We start from the raw sequence: 20734 nt of genomic DNA on the forward strand, positions 1-20734 counted from the left end.
CCCGATGGAGACCTGTGGGTTACGTGGAGGTAAGTACCTTACCTTGAAGTGGGCACTTACCCTCAGTTAGCGCACCACTTATGGTTAGTGGTACCGACCCCCACAAGGAGTACCGAGGCCATGAGCATCGTCGTCACCGGAGCCACCGGACACCTCGGCCGCCACGTCGTACGGCAGCTGCTGGAAAAGGTGCCGGCCGACCGGATCACCGCCGTCGTCCGCGACCGCGACAAGGCCGCCGACCTCGCCGCACGCGGCGTACGGCTCGCCGTCGCCGACTACAACGCCCCCGAGACCTTCGACGGCCTGTTCGCGGCCGGCGACCGCGTGCTGCTGGTCTCGGGCAACGAGTTCGACAAGGGCCGCGTCGGCCAGCACACGGTCGTGATCGACGCGGCCAAGAGGGCAGGTGTCGCCCTGCTCGCCTACACCAGCGCCCCCAGCAGCCTCACGGCCGCGCTCGCCGACGACCACCGGGCAACCGAGGAGGTGCTGGTCGGTTCCGGCGTGCCGTACGTACTGCTGCGCAACGGCTGGTACCACGAGAACTACACCGAGCAGCTCGCCCCGGTCCTGGAACACGGAGCCGTCGTGCAGGCGGCCGGTGAGGGACGCGTCTCCTCCGCCTCCCGCGCCGACTACGCGGCCGCCGCGGTCGCCGTCCTGACCGGCGAGGGCCACGAGAACAAGGCGTACGAGCTGGGCGGTGACGAAGCGTGGAGCTTCGCCGAGTACGCCGCCGAGCTGAGCCGGCAGACCGGCCGGGAGATCGCCTACACCCCCGTCTCCACCGAGGCCTACACCGGCATCCTCACCGGCGCCGGAGTGCCCGCCCCGCTGGCCGAGGTCTTCGCGGGAGTGGACGCCGCCATCGAGGAGGGTGAGCTCGTCGTCCCCACCGGCGACCTGTCGCGGCTGACCGGCCGCCCGACCACACCGCTGGCCGAGGCCGTCGCCGAAGCGCTCAAGAGCTGACCTGCGCCGCAGGCCCCACACCCTCCTGTCATGACCGTATACCGATACGGGCATGACAGGAGGCCGGGTGCGGCGCTACCTTCGTCCTGGCATGCATCCGTCCCGGCATGCCGAGTGCGAGAAGGAGGTGCCCGTGGCCGGGTCGTCCAGGAGTGAGCAGCGCATAGGCCTGCTGAACGGCTTCGCGGCGTACGGGATGTGGGGCCTGGTCCCACTGTTCTGGCCGCTGCTCAAGCCCGCGGGCGCCGGGGAGATCCTCGCCCACCGGATGGTGTGGTCCCTCGCGTTCGTCGCCGTCGCACTGCTGGTCGTACGTCGCTGGGCCTGGGCCGGGGAACTGCTGCGGCAGCCGCGCAGGCTCGGTCTGGTCGCCGTGGCCGCGGCGGTCATCACCGTCAACTGGGGCGTCTACATCTGGGCCGTGAACAGCGGCCATGTCGTCGAGGCCTCGCTCGGGTACTTCATCAACCCGCTGGTCACCATCGCGATGGGCGTGCTGCTGCTGAAGGAGCGGTTGCGGCCCGTGCAGTGGGCGGCGGTCGGCACCGGCTTCGCGGCGGTGATCGTCCTGACCGTCGGCTACGGCAGGCCGCCGTGGATCTCCCTCTGCCTCGCCTTCTCCTTCGCCACGTACGGCTTGGTGAAGAAGAAGGTCAACCTCGGCGGCGTCGAGTCGCTGGCCGCCGAGACGGCGATCCAGTTCCTTCCCGCGCTCGGCTACGTGCTGTGGCTGGGCGCGCAGGGCGAGTCGACGTTCGCCTCCGAGGGCCTCGGGCACTCGGCGCTGCTGGCCGCGACCGGTCTGGTCACCGCCATCCCCCTGGTCTGCTTCGGCGCGGCGGCGATCCGCGTGCCGTTGTCCACGCTGGGACTGCTGCAGTACCTGGCCCCGGTCTTCCAGTTCCTGCTCGGCATCCTCTACTTCGGCGAGGCCATGCCGCCCGAGCGCTGGGCCGGTTTCGCGCTGGTCTGGCTGGCGCTCTCCCTGCTCACCTGGGACGCCCTGCGTACGGCCCGCTGGAACGCCCGGGCACTCAGGGCGGGACTGGACCGGGCGGGCGCCGGCGTGCCGCCGGCCAAGGACGGCACCGGGCGGGATACGGGGATCGTGGCCTCCGGGGTGCCGGCTCCGGACTCCGCCGGGAACGGACAGAACGAACAACTCGACGCCCCGGCGGCGGGGAAGTCCTAGCGCCCCCCTTCCCCGGATCTCCCTTACTCCGGCCTGCTTCAGTGCGCTTCGGGGGCCTGCCGGGCGCGGTGTGCCCTGGCCTTCTCGCGGTTGCCGCAGTGCTCCATCGCGCACCAGCGGCGGCGCCCGGGGCGTGAGGTGTCGACGAACAGCAACCGGCAGTCGTGGGCTCCGCACTCGCGGATGCGGTCGGCGTACGGGCCGGTGAACAGTTCGATCGCGTCGCGCGCGACCGTCGACAGCAGGCGGCCCCCCGTGGCCCCGGGAGCCCAGCCGCGGGTGCCGTCGGCCTCGATACGGGCGGCGAGCGGCGGCTCGTCGGCTGCGGCGTTGACCGCGTCCAGGTGCTCGGGCCGCAGCGGACGTCCGTGGGCGCGGTCCGCGGTGAGCAGGAAGAGGGCGTCTCGCAGGGACCGGGCCCGCCGCACATCGGCCTGTTCCAGAACGAGGTCCAGCCCGTCCGGCAGCCGGCTGCGGTCCACCCAGGCCGCCAGGTCCGCGGGCTCGTGCAGTACCTCCCAGCGCGCATAGGCGCCCGGCCCGCCCGTCGTCAGCAACTCCAGGCAGAGCGCCCCCGGGTCGAAGCGGTACGGCTTGCCGTCGTACGACAGCAGCGTCAGTCCGGGGGACGGTTTCGGCGTTCTCGTTGCCCGCTCACTCATGTAACCACTATAACTGGTTACATGACATCGACTTCGGGACCCGCCCCCCTGCACTTCAAGATCGTCATCGACGCTGCCGCACCCCACGCGCAGGCGGACTTCTGGGCCGCCGCCCTGCACTACGAGGTGGAGGACAACAGCGCGCTCATCGAGAAGCTGCTGGGCTTCGGCGCCGTACCGGCCGAGCTGACCGTCGAGTCCCACGGCCGACGCGCCTGGCGGGACCTGGCCGCCGTACGGCACCCCGAAGACCCGTACCAGGAGGAGAGCGGCACGGGACTGGGGCGGCGCCTGCTGTTCCAGCGGGTGCCGGAGGCCAAGACCGGCAAGAACCGGGTCCACCTCGACGTGCACTCGGCCGGGGGGCGGCGCGAGGAGGAGGTGGCCCGGCTGGAGGCACTGGGGGCGAGCGTGCTGCGGCAGGTGAAGGAGCCCGGCGGGGAGTGGGTGGTGATGGCGGATCCCGAGGGGAACGAATTCTGCGTGCACTAGGGAGACGGGGGAGGGTGCCTGGTCGCGCGGCCGCACGACCACTGCCTTCCGGTATGCGCAACAGCGTGGCCGGATAACGGTCTTGACGGCAAGTCAGTCCCGGCCACACCATCCAGGCACCCCATTCACAGCGGAGTCCGCTCCCCAGGGACTCCCCAGGAATCCGGAGCCCCCCACATGAAGCTCCCTCTTTCCGGGCGTGCGCTGACGGCCGGCGCCGTCGCCGTGGCCACACTGATGGCCGGCGGATCGGTGGCCGGTGCGGAACCCGCCGCCGGGCACCCCGTCGAGTCCACCGCCCCCGCCTCGACGGCCGCCGCGCCCGACATACCGATAGGCAACGTCAAGGCCCACCTGGCGCAACTGCAGTCGATCGCCACGGCGAACGGCGGCAACCGCGCCCACGGCCGGCCCGGCTACCAGGCGTCGCTCGACTACATGAAGGCGAAGCTGGACGCGGCCGGGTTCACCACCTCCGTCCAGCGGTTCACCGCGTCCGGCCGCACCGGCTACAACCTGATAGCCGACTGGCCCGGCGGCGACGCGAATCAGGTTGTCATGGCCGGGTCACACCTGGACAGCGTCTCCTCGGGTCCCGGCATCAACGACAACGGCTCCGGTTCGGCGGCCGTCCTGGAGACCGCGCTCGCCGTCGCCCGCTCGGGCCACCGACCCGCCAAGCACCTGCGTTTCGCCTGGTGGGGCGCCGAGGAGCTGGGGCTGGTCGGCTCCCGCCACTACGTCGGCAACCTCGGCTCGGCCGGCCGCGCGAAGATCAGCGGCTACCTGAACTTCGACATGATCGGCTCGCCCAACCCCGGCTACTTCGTCTACGACGACGATCCCACCATCGAGAAGACCTTCAAGGACTACTTCGCCGGCCTCGGCATCGCGACGGAGATCGAGACCCAGGGCGACGGACGCTCCGACCACGCCCCCTTCAAGAACGCGGGCGTTCCCGTCGGCGGCCTCTTCAGCGGCGCCGACTACCGGAAGACGGCCGCGCAGGCGGCCAAGTGGGGCGGCGCCGCGGGCCAGCCGTTCGACCGGTGCTACCACTCGTCGTGCGACACGACGGCCAACATCGACGACACGGCCCTGGACCGCAACAGCGACGCCATCGCGTACGCGATGTGGGAGCTGTCGCAGTAGGGCCGACGTCGACGTCCGGTCAGGACCCGGTCAGCCGGCCTGGACGCGGGCGGCTCGTTCGGTGAGGCGGCCCATACGGGTGCGGGCCGACGCCAGTTCCTCGGCGTCCTCGGCGGCCGGGCCGTCCTCGGCGGCGAGCTCGCTCCACAGGCCCACCAGGTCGTGACCGAGTTCCAGGCCGCGCGCCGGGTCACGTACGGCGCGCCATGCGGTGGCCGCGCTCTGGACGTTGCCGTACGCGGCCTCCGCGTCGCCCGCGCGGCGGTGGATCCGGGCCAGGTCCAGGGAGAGGCGGAACGCACGGTCGGGGTCGCCGGACAAGTAGGCGATGTAGGCGGTGAGTTCGCGGAGCCGGAGCACCTCGGGGTGTTCCGGCCCCAGCGTTTCGGAGGCGTCCGCCACGGCCTGCTCCGCCAGCGCGGCCGCGGCTTCCGTACGCCCTTCCTTGACGGCCTCGTTGATACGGGCCGTCGGCTCCGCGAGGAGCGCGGGGGCGGTGGCGTCACCGGGGGCGGTCAGCGGCTCGTCGCCGAGCACCGCCTCGGCCACGGCGTCGAAGCCGCGGGCGGGGGTGGGGGTGGGCTTGGGTCCGGGACCGGCATCGATGCCGACGAGTGGAACGGGGGCGGCCACCGGAACGGGCGCCACCGGCTCACGGGCCGCCACCGGAACGGGCGCCATCGGCTCACGGGCGGCCATCGGAGCGCCGGCGCCTGCCACCTCGGGTCCGGCCGACGCGTCGGCCCCGGTGCCGGCCCCAGTCGTGGGCTGCGCTCCCTCGTCCGCCGGAGCGTCGGTCGCGGCGCCACCGTCCATCCGGGGCGGCGGCCCGAACTCCCCCGTCGGAGGAACCACCGTGCCGGGCGCCGCGGCCCTCTCCTCAGTCCCCGTAGCCCCGGGCAGGGCCCGCAGCGTGAAGGTCGGCGAGGAATCGCCGACCGGCGTCGGTTGCGGCTCGGGCACCGCCGCCAGGCGGAACGTGGAGGCGGCCTCCCGCACCGGTTCCACCGAGCGCAGGACGTGGGTGGGCCGGTCCTGCCGTACGGCGTTGTGCTCGGAGGCCGTCGTCAGCGGCTCCCCCGCGAGGTGGCTGGAGCCGTCCGGGTCGACCCGGAGCGGAACGGAACATCCGATGCGCTCGTCGCGGATCGTGGCGAGAACGGGGTGACCGGCGGCGACGGCGAGGCGATGGAGGCGGTCGAGGACGGCGTTGTGGATCTCCTCGCCGGGCGCCGCGAAGACCGGTGAGCCGTCGACCGAAGCACTGCGCGCGCCGGAATCGGCCGAGGCGGCCTCCGGCACACGGACGTCGATCGGCGTCGCCGCAGGGCCGGGCGGACGCTCGGCGCCGTCGTGTTCCCGTTGCCTGTCGCGGCCGAGTCGAGACATCGTTCCCCCACTCATCGGCGGCTTCCGTCGGCGGCTTCGTGCCCGTACCGTCCAGAGCCTGTCATGCCTGTCGTACACCTACCGTCGAGTTTCGCCGCTCGCCCGCGATTCTCGCGTCACCGGGGTGTCACAGGCTCGTTCCAGCTGCAAGAGGCCCCGGTGTCACGCGCCGGGGCGCCCTGAACGGCTCGCTCACCGGCGGGCCGCTCCCGGCCGGGCCGGCGTGGAAGTCACGTTGCTGCGGACGTCCGGCCCGGCCTGCCGGACACCGTCGGCGCTGATGCGCCCGCTCCGGGCCCTTGGCGTACAGGGCACGACCGCGCTCCACGAGGAAGCGTTCCTCCGGGACCCGGTCACCGCCCGGAGTCGATGGAGACTTGGTCACTGATCCACACGAACTCGCCCGGCGTCGCGCCGTCGGCCGTCACGCCGTGATGTCCTTCGCCGAGAACCGCGCCCACGCCGCGGAGCCGAAGACCGCCGCGTAGAGGGCTTGGAGGCCGAGGTTCCTGGTCAGGTCGTCCCAGTAGACCGGTTCGCGCATCAGGTCGGCGAAGGACAGCCAGTAGTGCGAGAAGAAGTACGGCTGGAGCGCGTCGAGCTGCGGGATCTGGTCGAGGATCTGGACGGTGATCAGCAGCCCGACGGTGGTCGCCATCGCCGCGATGCCGCTGCCGGTCAGCGTGGAGACGAACAGGCCGAGGGCCGCGACGCCGACGAGTGAGGCGGCGACGACGAGGGCGATGAGGAACGCGCGTCCCAGGCCCTCGGCGTAACCGATCCGGGTGCCGGAGATGGTGATCAGATCGCCGACCGGGAACAGCAGCGCCCCGACCACGAGCGCCGAGACGGCGACCACCAGGGTCGCGGCGAGACAGAAGGCGATCACGGTGGCGTACTTGGTGAGCAGCAGGCGGGTGCGGCCCGCCGGGGCGACCAGGAGGTAGCGGAGGGTGCCCGCGCTCGCTTCGCCGGCGATCGCGTCGCCCGCGACGACGCCCACGGCCATCGGCAGGAAGAACGGGAGGGTCGCGGCGAGCGCGGTGAAGACCAGGAACAGGCCGTTGTTGCTGATCTGCGAGATGAAGGCCGGCCCCTCGCCGCCGCCTCCTCCCCCGCCGAATGAGGAGCCGTCGCTCGTCTCGATCTTCACGGCGACGCCCACCAGGACCGGCACGGCGGCCAGCACACCCAGCAGGGCGAGGGTGCGCCAGCGCCGGAAGGTGATCGACAGTTCGCTGCGGAGCAGTCCGAAGGTCCACAGCGGGCTCGGGGTGCGCACCGGCCGCCGCGTCTCAGCCCGCGACATCGAAGCCCTCCCCGGTCAGCGCCACGAACGCGTCCTCCAGGGATGCCCTTTCCACCGCGAAGCCGCGGACCCGGACGCCGGCCGTGACCAGCGCGGTGTTCACGTCGGCGAGGTCTCGGTCGGGGGGCTCCGCGGTCACCCGGTCCTCGGCGACGACCACGTCACCGGCCCCCTGCTCCTTCAGCACCCGGGCCGCGTCCGCCACGTCCGGCGTGGTCACCACCAGCCGGCCGCGCGCCCCGGCCGACAGGTCGGCGACCGGGCCCTGGGTGATCAGCCGCCCCTGCGCCATCACGGCGGCGTGCGTGCACACCTGCTCGATCTCGTCCAACAGGTGGGAGGAGAGGAAGACGGTGGTGCCGTCGGAGGCCAGTTCGCGCACCAGCGTGCGGATCTCGCGCATGCCCTGCGGGTCGAGTCCGTTGGTGGGCTCGTCCAGGACGAGCAGGTGACGGGGCTGGAGCAGCGCAGCGGCGAGCCCGAGGCGCTGCTTCATGCCGAGCGAGTACGCCTTCGCCTTCTTGCCGGCGGCGGCCGAGAGGCCCACGCGATCCAGCGCCTCCGCGACGCGTTCGCGCCGGGTGCGCGGGTCGGCGCCCGGGTCGGCGGCGTCGTAGCGCAACAGGTTGTCGCGGCCGGAGAGGAAGCCGTACAGGGCCGGGCCCTCGATGAGGGCGCCGACCCCGGGCAGTACGGCGCGGGCTTCGCGCGGCATCGGTCTGCCCAGTACGCGGGCGGTGCCCGAGGTCGGCTCGATCAGGCCCATCAGCATGCGAATGGTGGTGGTCTTGCCGGAGCCGTTGGGGCCGAGGAAGCCGAAGACGCTGCCCGCCGGGACGGTCAGGTCGAGACCGTCCACGGCGAGCTGTCCGCCGCGGTAGCGCTTGGTGAGCCCGCGGGTGGCGATGACCGCGTCCTCCACGCTCCCCCGCTCCCGGTGCTCCGAGCGCCCGGGGGGCTCCGTGCGCTCCGGGCGCTCCCGCTTCGTGGCGGCCGGTTCGGCCATCGGCTCCCTCTCCTCGTCGCTCCCCGCTCCGTGCCGGCGTCTACCGCGCCGCGTCGGCCGCCTTCACCAGCGCGTCCTTGGTGACGGCACCGGCGTAGACCCTGCCGTCGTCCGTGATCAGGGCGTTGACCAGGCGGGTCTTGAAGACCGTGCCGGAGCCGAAGTCGCCCTTGACCTGGTCGCCGAAGGAGCCGAGGAAGCCGCCGAGGTCACCGCCCGCGGAGGCCGTGGGCAGGCCCTGGCCACCGGTGTCGAAGGTGGCGATCGAATCCCAGCCCTCGCCGATGACCTCCAGGCCGTCCAGTTCCTCGGCCACGTCGCCGCGGGCCGCCTCGCGCTCGTGCTCCGGGGCCCCGGTCATCTCGTCGCCCTCGGTGACCTTCGCGCCCTTGGGCGGCGTGAAGTCGAAGGTCGACGCGTCCGGCTTCGCGAAGCTGACCTGGGTGAAGCCCGCGTCCACGACGGCGGCGCCGCCGCTCTTCGGGGTGAGCGTGAACTTCAGCGGCATGCCTGTCTTCGCGTCCACCGCGATGCTGACGGCGCCGACCGTGGAGCCCTCCTGCTTGGGCTTGATCACCAGTCGGTACGCGTCCCGGCCGGCCACCTGCGCGGTGCCGTCGACGGTCACGGAGGTGGTGTCGTCGACCGCCTTGAGGGCCTGGTCGGCGAAGTCCTTCGGCGTGGCCGGCGCCTCCTTCTCCGGCTGCCCGGCGGACTCGGAGGCGGTCGAGTGGTAGACCTCGTTGGACTTGCTGTCGTAGCCCCAGACGTCCTTGCCGTCGTGGATCAGGCTGTACTCGGCGGCGTTCTCCAGCAGCGACAGCTTCTGCCGGTCGGGGCCGTCCGCCGCGACCCGCAGCGTGTGCGTGCCGGACACCAGCTCGGTGAGCTTGGCCGACGGGTCCGCGGCGGAGCCGTCCCCGCCACCAGCCGCGCCCGGCGCACCGGACATGCCGGACATCAGGCCACTCTCCAGGCCACCGAGGTCCGGCAGACCCAGGTCCGTGGTGATCTTCACCGTGCCGGACAGCTGCTCGACGTCCGACTTGGCGATCTTCTCTATGAGTTGTTCCGCCGTGACCTTCGGAAGGTCGGGGTCCCCGGAGTCGGCGATCGCGGGGACGAGCCCGATCGTCGCGGCCGCCACTCCCATCACCGCGACCGGGACGACGTAGCGCGCGGCCCTGCGCCGTCCGGAGCGCAGATCCTCGCCCTCCCCGGCGGTCCTGTTGTCGTCGGAATCGATCGGTGCCATCTGTGCCCTACCTCCGTCGTCGGCGGCGGCTGTCTCGCGACCTCGCACTCGTCGTCTCACCCGTAAGCCGCCATTCTCACCCGAATCGGTGAGGATTGGTGTTTGCCGTGGTGTCCATCTGACCAAATCGGCCGGGAAGAAGCGTCAGACCGCGGGCTCAACTCCGCGTACTCCTGCGGGATGACACGGACGGGCGGCGACTCCCCCGGCCCGTAGGGGGTGGGGTGCGACCCCCGCACCGGCGCGCCGCCCGGCAGGGCCGAGGGCGTCGAGTGCACCGAGACACGAGGCCCGAGGCCCGAGGCCCGAGACCCGAGACCCGAGACCCGAGGCCATGATCGCGGCGCAGGACACACCGGGCCGTGGCGATGGCCACCACACACCATGAGGCACGTCACTCAGACCGGGCGTTCAGCCCGCCCGGTGCACCACGGCGTCGCACAGCTCCACCAGCGCGGACTTCGCCTCGCACTCCCGCAGCGGGGCCAGCGCCGCCCGGGCCTCCCTGGCGTACCGGACGGTGTCCTTGCGCGCCTGCTCCAGTGCGGGGTGGGCGCGCAGCAGGCGCAGCGCCTCGGCGTGCCGGGCGTCGTCACTCAGATCGGAGTCGAGCAACTCGGACAGCGCGACGTCCTCGGCGAGCCCCAGCCGCTCCGCGCGCTCGCGCAGCCGCAGCACCGGGAGGGTCGGGATGCCCTCGCGCAGGTCGGTCCCGGGCGTCTTGCCGGACTCGTGGGAGTCGGAGGCGATGTCCAGGACGTCGTCCGCGAGCTGGAAGGCGACACCGAGCCGCTCCCCGTACTGGGTGAGTACGTCGACGACCGTCTCGTCGGCACCGGACATCATCGCGCCGAACCGGCAGGAGACCGCCACCAGCGACCCCGTCTTGCCGCCCAGCACGTCCAGGTAGTGGTCGACCGGGTCCCGTCCGTCCTGGGGGCCGGCCGTCTCCAGGATCTGACCGGTGACGAGCCGCTCGAACGCCAGGGCCTGCACGCGGACCGCCTCGGGCCCGAGGTCGGCGAGGATCTGGGAGGCGCGGGCGAAGAGGAAGTCGCCGGTGAGGACGGCGACCGAGTTGCCCCAGCGGGTGTTCGCGCTGGGCACTCCGCGGCGCACGGCCGCCTCGTCCATCACGTCGTCGTGGTACAGGGTCGCGAGGTGGGTCAGCTCGACGACGACGGCCGAGGGCACGATGCCGGGGGCGTAGGGGTCGCCGAACTGGGCCGAGAGCATCACCAGCAGTGGCCGGAACCGTTTTCCGCCCGCCCGCACCAGGTGCTGGGCGGCCTCCGTGATGAAGGGCACCTCGCTCTTGGTTGCCTCAAGCAACCCTTCCTCGACCGCAACCAATCCGGCCTGGACATCGGCTTCCAGAGCCTGGTCCCGCACGCTCAGCCCGAACGGCCCGACGACGGTCACGAGGGGTCTCCTGTCTGCTGGTGTCTACTGGCGATTACCTGGTTTGTCGATAGGTCGCTGCCACCACTCAAGTCAGCGTATCCGGTCACGTTTCGATCACCGCTAGCGCCCACCGTTACAGGCCGGTCGGTATCGGATCATGCGCGGTATGTTTTTGATCAGTCGATATGAGCGGATATTGACCGACATCGCCGCGACCAGAAGTCGCCACCGGAGATCACATCACCCCTCCCGACGCCCCGCACTCCGAGCGAGTCACCCACTCGGCCGCCCCTCCCGCACGAGCGCCTGCCCGCGTGGCGAGCAGGCGAACACCGGACGGGGCGACGGCCGAGACCTCGAGCCGCCCGGCGGCAACCCGGCCGACCGCCGGCCAATCCCGAAGCCAAACCCCGAAGCCCTCACCGCCTGCGGACGATTGACCCACACTTGACCCTAATGCCCGTTTTGGCACTCTTGTTGAGTCCAGTGAGTTGGCTCACTTCGCGCCACCTGCAGGCAACCCCGCCTCCGACTGCGCCCTCCCTTGCCCCGCAAGCCAGTTGAAGCTTGGCAGCCGCAAAGGATCAAGCACCGCAAATACCCCAGACCAAGGTCAACAGGCGCGTTGGGTGATTCCTGCACTTGTTCCGGACATGTGCTCTCGCATACGTTCCCGGCCTGTCGGGCGGACGCCGAATCCTGCCACCGCCCGGACGCACAGCCATCCGCCAACACACTCGCAGGCAGGAGCGGGGGACCCAGGTAAGTCGCCGTACCGGTCACCACCGGAACGGCTAGGGGTGAAGCCGTGCCCGTCAGGGCCCGGCCGGGCACCTCCCCGCCCGAACCCGACAGCTCACCTCGCAGGCGTAAGGAGAGGGACTCAGCATGTCTGCCAACGGTCTGAACCGACACGCCCGTACCAGCCGCCTCGCCCGCAAGCTGGCCGTCGCCGGCACCGGCGCCGCGGTGCTCGCCCTGCCGCTCATCGGCGCCACCAGCGCCTCCGCGGCCACCCCGGCGGCCGCCACGACCGCCACCACGACGGCGAAGACGTACCCCGACAACCTCGACGGCTGGATCCGCGAGTCGCTCGACATCATGGCGCAGCACGGCATCCCCGGGTCGTACGAGGGCATCCACCGCAACATCATGCGGGAGTCCTCCGGCAACCCGCTCGCCATCAACAACTGGGACATCAACGCCGTCAACGGCACCCCGTCCAAGGGCCTGCTCCAGGTGATCGACCCGACCTTCCAGGCGTACCACGTACCCGGCACCTCCTGGGACCCGTACGACCCGGTCGCCAACATCACCGCGGCCTGCAACTACGCCGCCGACCGGTACGGCTCGATGGACAACGTCTTCGGCGCGTACTGAGCCGCGGCGAGCCGTACTACGAGGTACTGAAGATCCGTTCGAGGACGACGGCCACGCCGTCGTCCTCGTTCGTCGTGGTGATCTCGTCGGCGACCGCCTTGAGTTCGGGGTGGGCGCCGGCCATCGCTACGCCGTGGGCCGCCCAGTCGAACATGGGGATGTCGTTGGGCATGTCCCCGAAGGCGATGGTCCGCCGTCGGCTCACTCCCAGGCGCTCGGCGGCCAGCGCCAGCCCGGTCGCCTTGGTGATGCCGCACGGCTGGAGCTCCACCGTCCCCGGACCGGACATGGTGACCGTGGCGAGGGAGCCGACCACCGCGCGCGCCGTCGCCGCCAACTCGTCGTCGGACAGGTCCGGGTGGCGCAGCAGCACCTTGCTGATCGGCTTGCCCCACAGCTCGTCGCGCCGGTCGACGCGCACCGCGGGCAGCGTCGGGTGGGGCATCAGGTACCCGGGCTCGATGAGCGTGAGGCCGTCGACGCCGTCCTGGTCGACCGCGGCGTACAGCTGCCCGACCTCCGCCTCGATCTTGCCGAGCGCGGTCTCGGCCAGCTCCCGGTCCAGGGTGACCGACCACAGCATCCGGTGCGCGCCCGCATCGTAGACCTGCGCGCCCTGACCGCACACCGCGAGCCCCGTGCAGCCGAGGCGTTCCAGGAGGGACCGCACCCGGGGTGCCGGCCGTCCCGTCACCACCAGGTGCCGCGCACCGGCGCCGGCCGCCCGGGCCAGCGCGGCCAGCGACCGGTCGGAGACGGTGTCGTCGCCGCGGAGCAGCGTGCCGTCGAGGTCGGTGGCTACGAGTGAATATGCGGTGCGGTCCATGATCAGAGAATACGGACGCCGCACCTGCCCGACTCACCCGCGACCACTTCCGAACGAGGAGGCGGCGAGTGCGTCCGAGTACGCACGACGACGCCCGAACGTGTCCGAAACCTGGCACATCACCGGCTAAAGCCGGTTGAAGGCCTGTGCACCGGTTGGCAACAAGATGGTCCGCTACCTACCGGCCGGACGGCCCCGGAGGTACCTTCCTTGTGTTCAGGGGGGACTTGATCGGGGGGTCGGGTTGAACAGCGGACGGGTGCGTGTGCTCAGGCCGGAGGAGCTGGGCGAGGGGGAACGGGAACGCTGGCGGGAGCTGCGTGCCAAGTCGACGGCGCCACGCAACCCGTTCATGGAACCGGAGTTCACCGACGTCGTGGGCCGGGTACGGCCGCGGGCACGGGTGGCGGTGGTGTACGACGGCGGCGAGGCGGCGGGGTTCCTGCCGCACGAGCGCGGGCCCCTGGGGCAGGGCCGCGCTATCGGACTCGGGGTGTCCGACTGCCAGGGCGCGGTGCTGCGCCAGGACCTCGCCCCGGACACCCGCCAACTGCTGCGGGCCTGTTCCCTGTCCAGTTTCGCCTTCGACAACCTGGAGGCGGAGCAGGAGCTGTTCGTGCCGCACGCGGCGGAGAAGCACGCCACCTACGTCATCGACGTGGCACGGGGGTACGAGGCGTACGAGAACGTGCTGCGCGCGCAGTCACCGAAATTCCTGAAGACCACCCTGGCCAAGGAGCGCCGGCTCGGCCGCCAGATCGGGAACGTGCGCCTCGTCTTCGACGAGCGTGATCCGGCCGCGCTGCGCACGCTGATGGGGTGGAAGTCGGCGCAGTACCGCAGGACGGGGCGCCGGGACCGGTTCGCCCAGGAGTGGATCACCCGGCTCGTCGCACGGCTGGCCGGGACCCGGGCGCCGGAGTGCACGGGCACGCTGTCGGTGCTCTACGCCGGCGGCCGGCCCCTCGCCGCCCACTTCGGGCTGCGCTCGGCGACGGTTCTGGCGTGCTGGTTCCCGGCGTACGACCCGGAGTTCGCGAAGTACTCGCCGGGGTTGGTCCTGCACCTGCGGATGGCCGAGGCCGCCGCCGCCGAGGGCATCGGCATGCTCGACATGGGGCGGGGCCCGGCGGAGTACAAGGACTCGCTGAAAACCGGCGAACTGCCCGTGTACGAGGGCACGGCGGCGCGTCCGGGAGCGGGCGCCGCGCTGCAGTGGCTCGGGCGCGAACCGGTCCGCCGCGCGCACGGCTTCGTGCGCGAGAGGCCGCGGCTGGCGTCGCTGGCGGTACGCACGTTGAGGGGCGCGGCCCGGCTGCGGCGGTCATGACGGAGAGCGACACGGAGGGCAACCACGAGGGGGTGGCGCATGGCCGTTGGGCGGCGTGCGCGGCAGGAGACACGGCGGGAGATGGAGCGGTTCCTGAGCATCGGGCCGGTGCAGGTCGCCGAGCTGGATCTCGGTGCCGGGACGGGAGAGAAGACTGGGGGGCCGGGGGGCGCGGAGCGTGCGGAGAGCGCGGAGAGCTGGAGAGGCGTTGAGCTGAGACCGGGGCCGGGCAGCGCGCCGGTGACGTCCGGTGCGGTGTTCCTGCTGGTCAGACGGGCAGGACGGCCCATCGGCACCGTACTCGGGCAGGTGCCCGACGGCGCGGATCCCGTGGAGGTGCTGGCAGGGCTCGCCCGGGAGCTGCCCCCGCAGGCGCCGTCGGAGCCGTCGCCCGTGCCGCCGTCCGCCAGTGTCGTGGTCGCCACGCGGGAACGCGCCGACCAGCTCGCCCGGGCCCTGGACTCGCTGCTCGCCCAGGACCACCCGGACTTCGAGATCGTCGTCGTCGACAACGCCCCCGTGACCGAGGAGACCCGGGAACTGGTCGAGCGGAAGTACGGCGAGCGGGTGCGGTACGTGTGCGAACCGGTGCCCGGACTGGCGATCGCGCACAACCGGGGGCTCGCGGCCGTACGCGGCCAGGTGGTCGCCTTCACCGACGACGACGTGGTCGCCGACCCGCGCTGGCTCACCGAGCTGACCGCGCCCTTCGCCGCCGACCCGGGTCTGGGCTGTGCCACGGGGCTGATCCTGCCCGCGCGGCTGCGCACCCCCGCCCAGGTGCTGTTGGAGAGCCACGGGGGCTTCGCGAAGGGGTTCACCCCGCGGACGTACGACCCGGCGCAACCGCCCGCCGACGAGCCGCTGTTCCCGTTCACCGCGGGCCGGTTCGGCTCCGGCGCCAACATGGCCTTCCGTACGGCGGTGCTGCGCTCGGTCGGCGGTTTCGACCCGGCGACCGGCGCGGGCACGCGTGCGCGGGGCGGCGACGACCTCTACGGGTTCGTCCGCGTCCTGGCCGAGGGGCGGCGGCTGCGCTACACGCCGAGCGCGCTGGTCTGGCACCACCACCGGGAGACGTGGCGCGATCTGGAGACGCAGGCGTACGGCTACGGCGCCGGCCTCACCGCGTACCTCACGGCGATCCTGGTGAACCGGCCCGCGCTGCTGCCCGCCTTCCTCGCGCGGGTACCGGGCGGGCTGGCGCACGCACGGGGGCTGACCGCCGTGCGCGCCACCGCTGCCGGTGACACGGAAGCCGCGGCGGAGACGGGCGCGGGGGCGGCGGCTCCGGGTGGGCACGACTCCCGTACGCATCCCTGGCCGCGGCGGCTGTCCCGGCTGCAGCGCCGGGGCATGCTGTACGGCCCCGTCGGCTATCTGCGCGCCCGCCGGGCGCTGCGCACGGTCGGGCTGGAGGCGCGGTGAGCGGGTCCGGGGGGCCGAGTGCGGCCGGGGGCCCATCGGCATCGGCACGCCGACCGGCGGGGGACGAGTCAGTGGCACACGGGGCGGTGGGCGCCGGACCAGTGGCACACGGGGCGGTGGGCGCCGGACCAGTGGCACACGGGGCGGTGGGGGTCGGGCCCATACCCGTCTTCCTCTACCACGCGGTCATGGACGACCCGCCCTCGTGGATCGCCGAGTTCACCGTCCGCCCGAAGGAGTTCGCCGCGCACCTCGACGCGATCGTCGACAGCGGCCGGACGCCCGTCACCATCAGCGTGCTCTCCGACCACCTCGCCGGGCGGGCACCGCTGCCGCCCCGGCCGGTGCTGCTCACCTTCGACGACGGCTTCGCCGACCTGCCCGGGCCCACCGCCGAGGCGCTGGCCGCGCGGGCGCTGCCCGCCACCGCCTACCTCACCACCGGCGCCATCGCCCCGGGCGGCCGCAGCCTGCTGCCACCCGCACCCATGATGACGCTGGACGCGGTGGCGGAGCTGGAACGTTCCGGCATGGAGATCGGCAGCCACACCGTCACCCACGCCCAGCTCGACACCCTGTCCGCCCAGGACCTGGCGCACGAACTGCGCAGGTCCAAGGCGGTACTGGAGGACGCCCTCGGGCATCCGGTGCGCCACCTCGCCTACCCGCACGGCTACAACAGCGCGAAGGTGCGGACGCTGTCGGCCCGCGCCGGGTACGAGACCGCCACCGCGGTGCGGCACGCGCTCAGTTCGGACCGCGACGAGCGGTACCGCATAGCGCGGCTCATCGTGCGGCAGAGCCACACGGTCGCCGACGTGGCCGCGTGGCTGGCGGGCGAGGGCGCCCGGATCGCCCCCTACCGCGACGGCCCCAGGACGGTGGCGTGGCGCTGGTACCGGCGGGGCCGGGCCGTGGTCCGGGGGCCCGAGTTCGCGGGGTGAGCGGGCCGGGTCAGCCGAGCGGCTGGTTGAGGTGGGGGTCGGCGGCCACCTTGCGCAGACTGGCCCACGCACGGTCGCCCGCGACGGCGAGATTGCAGTGCGGTCCCGGGTCGCGGTAGTTCCACTGGAGGGCCGCCTTGACGCCCTCCAGGTCCTTGAGCACCGCCGGCACCTGCGCGTACCAGTCCGCCTGCCGGCCCGGACGCTTCGGGTCGGACGCGCTGCCGAACTCCGACAGCATCAGGGGCTTGTCGTCGGAGATGTTGGCGCGGATCCAGTCGTGGGTGGCGTACTGGGTCCGGGCGAAACTCAGCCAGTCCGTCTTGTGGCAGAGGTAGTAGTTGTACTGGTTGTAGCCGATCCAGTCGACGTACTCGTCCCCCGGGTACATCTTCTCGAACAGGTCGGCGTGGTCCAGGTAGCCCGTGATGATCCAGGTCCACACGACGTTGTCGACCCCCAGCTCACGGAAGCGGTCGTGGATGTGCCGGTAGGCCCGGACGTAGTCGGCCGGGGTGCCGTTGTCGGGGGTGCGGGTGTCCATCTCCAGGTCGAAGGAGAGGAACACCTTCTTCCCCGTGCGCTCCCCGTAGTCCTTGATGCGTCGTGCCTGGACGTCGATCACGGAGTCGTCCAGGTCACCGGCGGCGATCTGTGCCCAGGTCGGCTGCTGCTCCTTCGTTCCGCCCCACCACTTGCTCTCCCAGGACAGCAGCAGCATGCGGTCCTCACCGACGCGCTGCTCCTGCTCGGTGAGGAGCTGGCCCTCCAGGCGGGTGTCCGTGACCGCGGACATGTCGTGGTACGTGTACACGATGTCGAGCCTGCGGCCGACGTTCTCCTCGTAGGCGTGGACCTTCTCGGCCAGGTCGCTCTTGTCGTGCGGCACGAAGGCGCCGAACCACGCTCCGCAGGGCGGTTCGAGGAGTTCGGTGGGGCGGCACTTCGGATCGTCGGCCGGGTCGGCCGGGCCGGAGGCGTCGCGCAGGGCGAGCACCGCGACCAGGGCCGCGCAGGTGGCCGCGACGGAGGTGATCAGCAGTCGGCGCCGGCCCCGACCCCCGCTGTTCCCGGGGGCCTTGGGCCGGCGGTGCTGTCCGGTCGTCGTCGAGTCCCCGGGCGTACGGCGCGCGGGACGGGCGAACCTCACAGAGTGGAACCCTTCCGTGTCCTCGGCGCCGCTCCCGGCGCCGTCCTGGGCGTCGGGGAGGCACGCAGGCGCGGGCAGAACGCGGCCAGCGTGGTCAGCAGGGTGAGCGTCAGCAGGACACGGTCCCCGCTGAGGGTTTGCGCGGCTATCAGCACCGTGGCGACGAGCATCGCGGCGCCGACGCTGAGCAGGACGGCCAGCATCAGCCGTTCCAGCAGGTCGGAGTGGCGTTCGAAGCGGGCGTCCCGGCATTCGACGGGGCCCTCCGCGCGGCGGGCCCGCAGCGCCGGGCCGCAGATCCCGACCAGGGCCGCGCCCGGACCGACGGCCAGGAAGGCGGCGACCGCCGCGCCGCGCAACGGCGAGCCGCCGGGCAGGGCGAGTGCGGCGAGCGCCAGCCAGCCGCCGAACGGGGGCAGCATGCGGATCACGAGGTCCTGCGGTGTCATGCCGTTCCGCTGCGTCATGGCCCTCTTCTCTCGTGTCATCTTCTGGCCCGCCCTCCTCAGCTCGCCGGTCTCAGGATGTAGAGCACGCCGGCGTCGTTCTCGGCGACCAGTTGGAACCGGGGTGACGACGCGACGGACCTGCGGATGCGGTCCAACTGGGTCTTGTCCAGATGGCCGTTCATCTCCGAGTTGGCCACCTGTCCCTGCGTGAGCAGGAAGTAGGCACGGGCCGGCGCCTCCACGGCGGCCATGTCGCGGGCCAGGACGGCGGCAGGATCGCGGACGATCTCGTCGACGTGGCGCCGGTCGTCGTCGAGGAACCAGTAGTGGTCGACCCTCCAGTACTGCTCGTAGGCGAGCGGGTAGTTCCGGTTGGCGGCGACCACCATGGAGTCGTCGGGCGCCTGGCCGAAGAGCTGCTCGACGAGGGCGACCTCCTGGGGCGGGAAGTAGTTGACGCGGTCCTTGCCGGAGTAGCTCGGCACGAACGCCAGGGTCCCGGCGAGCAGCACGAGCAACGGCAACCACACGCCGTACCGCAGCGGGGGCAGCGAGGGCAGTGGGATGCGCCGCCGCCGTGCGGAGGTGGCCGGAGAGGGGTCCGCGGTCCTACGCGCCCTGGCGTCGGCGGCCAGCGTGCGAACCTCGGGCAGCAGCGCGGCAGCGGCGAAGAAGGCGGCGCCGGGCATCATGAACATCAGTACCCGGAAGATCATCTCGCTGCCGTAGCTGCTCGCCACGAACATCGGCAACGGCGCCGCCGCGACCAGCAGCAAGGGCAGCGCCCGGTGCCGCAGCACCCGTTGGCGCAGCACGCCGGCCAGCGCCAGCAGCAGTACCGAACCCGACAGCAACCGGGCCGCCCAGGAGGTCGCCACCGCACCGGTGCCCGTGGGCGTCGCTCCGTACCCTGTTTCGACGTTGGCGCCGACGTCACCGACGGACCGGATCATCTCCGGCAGCGCGGCGGACAGGAAGGGCAGCGCGGCCGTGAAGCACCAGGCCAGGAAGATCACGACCGTGGTGACCACCGGGACCCAGTCCCGGTGGCGGCGGGTGAGGGCCAGGGCGGCGAGCGTGACGACGAGCATGCCGGGCGTGAGCTGGTGCGAGACGACGATGGCGGTGACCAGCACGCTGAGCAGGACGGTCCACACGGCCTGCCCCTGCCTGCCGCGCCGCCCGTCCGAGCGGCCGTAGCGGCGCAGCACGACCGCGATGACGCCCAGGTGCAGGGCGAAGGCGACGGACTGCGGGGAGAAGTAGTCCTGGCCGACCCAGTTGCCGACGCAGAACAGCCACACGGCGGTCCAGACAAGCCGTCGGTCCTCGGTGTAGGTCCGGTAGATCAGCAGCAGCGGGAGCAGCAGCAGGACGCTGGAGACCAGGGGCCACCAAGCCATGTACATGGCGGCGTTGTCCACGCCCAGCAGCCGCACCAGCGCGGCCTGGGCGGCGAAGAAGCCCGGCCACTGGTCGTAGACGGCCATGTCGCCGAGCTGGTCCGCGCTCTGGAGGCCGCCGGACGTCAGCAGGTGGTCGATGACGGCGTCGTGCTTCCACGCCCACGCGTACAGCGGGGTCGGGTAGAGCAGGGCCTGGGTGGCCCGCTCCATCACCAGCAGGCCCAGGACGTACGCGAACGACCACACGCCCGGGCGGCGCGGGTCGCGGACCGTGAACCAGAAACCGGCGGTCAGCACGACGAGGCCGGCCCAGAAGGTGGGGTGCAGGGCGCTGACGAGGCCGAAGTCGTCCAGGGCGGACACGTCGGTGTGCCGTATCGCGTAGCCCCACAGCGCGAGCGCGACGAGCAGGGGCAGGGCCGGCCAGGCGGCGGCCGCGCGGGCCGGCCAGGCGGCGGGGGTGAGGTCGGACAGATCCGTCACGGGCGGCTCGGTGGCGGAGCCGGAGGGCTCCGGGACAGGGGCTCGGTGGGCGCGTGCGGGGTCCCGGTCCCGGGGGGTGGACTCCCGGGCGGCGGACTCCCGCCCCGGCCGGGCGGACACCTCCTGCGAGGTCCTGGTGGCCGTCTCCTGCGAGGCGCGGGGGGACGCCGTCGCTTCGTGGGCGTGTGCGTGACCGCGCTCGCGCCGATGTCCCTCCTCGTGCTCTTCCTTGTGATCTTCCTCGTGCTCGGACATGGTGGCGGTGGTCCCCGTCGCCCCGGCCGCTCCGGCCGTTCCTGTGGTCCTCTTGGTCCCAGCCGTCCCAGCCGTCCCGGTCGTCCCGGTCGTCCCGGTCGTCCCGGTCGCCTCCGACTCCTCCGAGTGCGTCGTCTCGGGCTTCCTGTTCGACGCGTCCGGGTTTTCCTGCCCGGGCACGGGCTCTGGTACGGATCTCTCCCGTGGAGTTGCTGGCGGACGCACGACGGTTCCCCCTAGGCGATTC

Annotated in this window: 18 protein-coding genes and 1 riboswitch; of the genes, 8 read left to right on the forward strand and 10 right to left on the reverse strand. The window is 72.2% G+C overall.

The window, feature by feature from the left end:
• Positions 1-120: 120 nt before the first annotated feature.
• Together IE142_RS06510 and rarD are read left to right on the forward strand one after the other, a co-directional pair.
• Complete coding sequence (locus tag IE142_RS06510; protein WP_191884779.1) at positions 121-975, forward strand: SDR family oxidoreductase; 855 nt, start codon at positions 121-123, stop codon at positions 973-975.
• Between the two features lie 133 nt (positions 976-1108).
• Positions 1109-2167: an EamA family transporter RarD gene (rarD, locus tag IE142_RS06515; protein ID WP_191884780.1), complete on the forward strand. Its 1059-nt coding sequence runs from the start codon at positions 1109-1111 to the stop codon at positions 2165-2167.
• A gap of 38 nt (positions 2168-2205) precedes the next feature.
• Here the strand turns inward: rarD and IE142_RS06520 are convergent, their stop codons facing one another.
• Positions 2206-2829 carry a CGNR zinc finger domain-containing protein gene (locus tag IE142_RS06520; RefSeq protein ID WP_191884781.1) on the reverse strand — a complete coding sequence of 208 codons (624 nt, stop codon included), beginning with the start codon at positions 2827-2829 and terminating at the stop codon, positions 2206-2208.
• 21 nt (positions 2830-2850) lie between these two features.
• On the opposite strand from IE142_RS06520, the gene IE142_RS06525 reads away from it, so the two are divergent.
• On the forward strand, positions 2851-3321 hold the full coding sequence (locus IE142_RS06525) for a VOC family protein (RefSeq protein WP_191884782.1): 471 nt from the start codon (positions 2851-2853) through the stop codon (positions 3319-3321).
• A gap of 177 nt (positions 3322-3498) precedes the next feature.
• Entirely contained in the window at positions 3499-4473 is a 975-nt protein-coding gene (locus tag IE142_RS06530) for a M28 family metallopeptidase (RefSeq protein WP_191884783.1), read from the forward strand.
• A 30-nt stretch (positions 4474-4503) separates the two neighbouring features.
• On the opposite strand, the gene IE142_RS06535 is transcribed toward IE142_RS06530, so the two are convergent.
• The 5 genes from IE142_RS06535 to IE142_RS06555 form a co-directional block, all read right to left on the reverse strand.
• Positions 4504-5862, reverse strand: coding sequence for a tetratricopeptide repeat protein (locus tag IE142_RS06535; protein WP_191884784.1), 1359 nt, complete (start codon positions 5860-5862; stop codon positions 4504-4506).
• Between the two features lie 424 nt (positions 5863-6286).
• Positions 6287-7171: an ABC transporter permease gene (locus IE142_RS06540; RefSeq protein ID WP_191884785.1), complete on the reverse strand. Its 885-nt coding sequence runs from the start codon at positions 7169-7171 to the stop codon at positions 6287-6289.
• A complete protein-coding gene (locus IE142_RS06545) occupies positions 7158-8177 on the reverse strand; it encodes an ABC transporter ATP-binding protein (protein ID WP_191884786.1) in 1020 nt (339 codons plus the stop codon). The genes IE142_RS06540 and IE142_RS06545 overlap by 14 nt, the downstream gene beginning before the upstream one ends.
• 40 nt (positions 8178-8217) lie before the next feature.
• Complete coding sequence (locus tag IE142_RS06550) at positions 8218-9432, reverse strand: LolA family protein (RefSeq protein ID WP_191884787.1); 1215 nt, start codon at positions 9430-9432, stop codon at positions 8218-8220.
• A gap of 411 nt (positions 9433-9843) precedes the next feature.
• Positions 9844-10854, reverse strand: coding sequence for a polyprenyl synthetase family protein (locus IE142_RS06555; protein WP_043381182.1), 1011 nt, complete (start codon positions 10852-10854; stop codon positions 9844-9846).
• A gap of 698 nt (positions 10855-11552) precedes the next feature.
• Positions 11553-11720, forward strand: a riboswitch (cyclic di-AMP (ydaO/yuaA leader).
• 4 nt (positions 11721-11724) lie between these two features.
• Between IE142_RS06555 and IE142_RS06560 the strand changes: the two genes are divergently transcribed.
• Positions 11725-12216 (forward strand): transglycosylase SLT domain-containing protein, encoded by a 492-nt coding sequence (locus IE142_RS06560; RefSeq protein WP_191884788.1) that lies wholly within the window; start codon positions 11725-11727, stop codon positions 12214-12216.
• A 16-nt stretch (positions 12217-12232) separates the two neighbouring features.
• Here the strand turns inward: IE142_RS06560 and IE142_RS06565 are convergent, their stop codons facing one another.
• Positions 12233-13042: an HAD family hydrolase gene (locus tag IE142_RS06565; protein ID WP_191884789.1), complete on the reverse strand. Its 810-nt coding sequence runs from the start codon at positions 13040-13042 to the stop codon at positions 12233-12235.
• A 259-nt stretch (positions 13043-13301) separates the two neighbouring features.
• Here IE142_RS06565 and IE142_RS06570 point away from each other — a divergent pair, with 259 nt between their 5' ends.
• The 3 genes from IE142_RS06570 to IE142_RS06580 all read left to right on the forward strand — a co-directional run bounded on the left by IE142_RS06570 (position 13302) and on the right by IE142_RS06580 (position 16744).
• Positions 13302-14372, forward strand: coding sequence for a GNAT family N-acetyltransferase (locus tag IE142_RS06570; protein WP_370466306.1), 1071 nt, complete (start codon positions 13302-13304; stop codon positions 14370-14372).
• A 39-nt stretch (positions 14373-14411) separates the two neighbouring features.
• Positions 14412-15800 carry a glycosyltransferase family 2 protein gene (locus tag IE142_RS06575; RefSeq protein ID WP_191884790.1) on the forward strand — a complete coding sequence of 463 codons (1389 nt, stop codon included), beginning with the start codon at positions 14412-14414 and terminating at the stop codon, positions 15798-15800.
• Positions 15801-15988: 188 nt separating this feature from the next.
• Positions 15989-16744 carry a polysaccharide deacetylase family protein gene (locus IE142_RS06580; protein ID WP_191884791.1) on the forward strand — a complete coding sequence of 252 codons (756 nt, stop codon included), beginning with the start codon at positions 15989-15991 and terminating at the stop codon, positions 16742-16744.
• Positions 16745-16754: 10 nt separating this feature from the next.
• Here the strand turns inward: IE142_RS06580 and IE142_RS06585 are convergent, their stop codons facing one another.
• The 3 genes from IE142_RS06585 to IE142_RS06595 are packed head-to-tail and all read right to left on the reverse strand — an operon-like array spanning position 16755 to position 20487.
• Complete coding sequence (locus IE142_RS06585) at positions 16755-17894, reverse strand: glycosyl hydrolase (RefSeq protein WP_191884792.1); 1140 nt, start codon at positions 17892-17894, stop codon at positions 16755-16757.
• On the reverse strand, positions 17891-18361 hold the full coding sequence (locus IE142_RS06590) for a hypothetical protein (RefSeq protein ID WP_229830181.1): 471 nt from the start codon (positions 18359-18361) through the stop codon (positions 17891-17893). Before IE142_RS06590 ends, IE142_RS06585 begins: the two co-directional genes overlap by 4 nt.
• A gap of 38 nt (positions 18362-18399) precedes the next feature.
• Entirely contained in the window at positions 18400-20487 is a 2088-nt protein-coding gene (locus IE142_RS06595; RefSeq protein ID WP_229830183.1) for a glycosyltransferase, read from the reverse strand.
• Positions 20488-20734 lie beyond the last annotated feature (247 nt).

The sequence above is a fragment of the Streptomyces mutabilis genome (assembly GCF_014649815.1).
In the GTDB taxonomy this organism is placed as follows: Bacteria; Actinomycetota; Actinomycetes; order Streptomycetales; family Streptomycetaceae; genus Streptomyces; species Streptomyces mutabilis.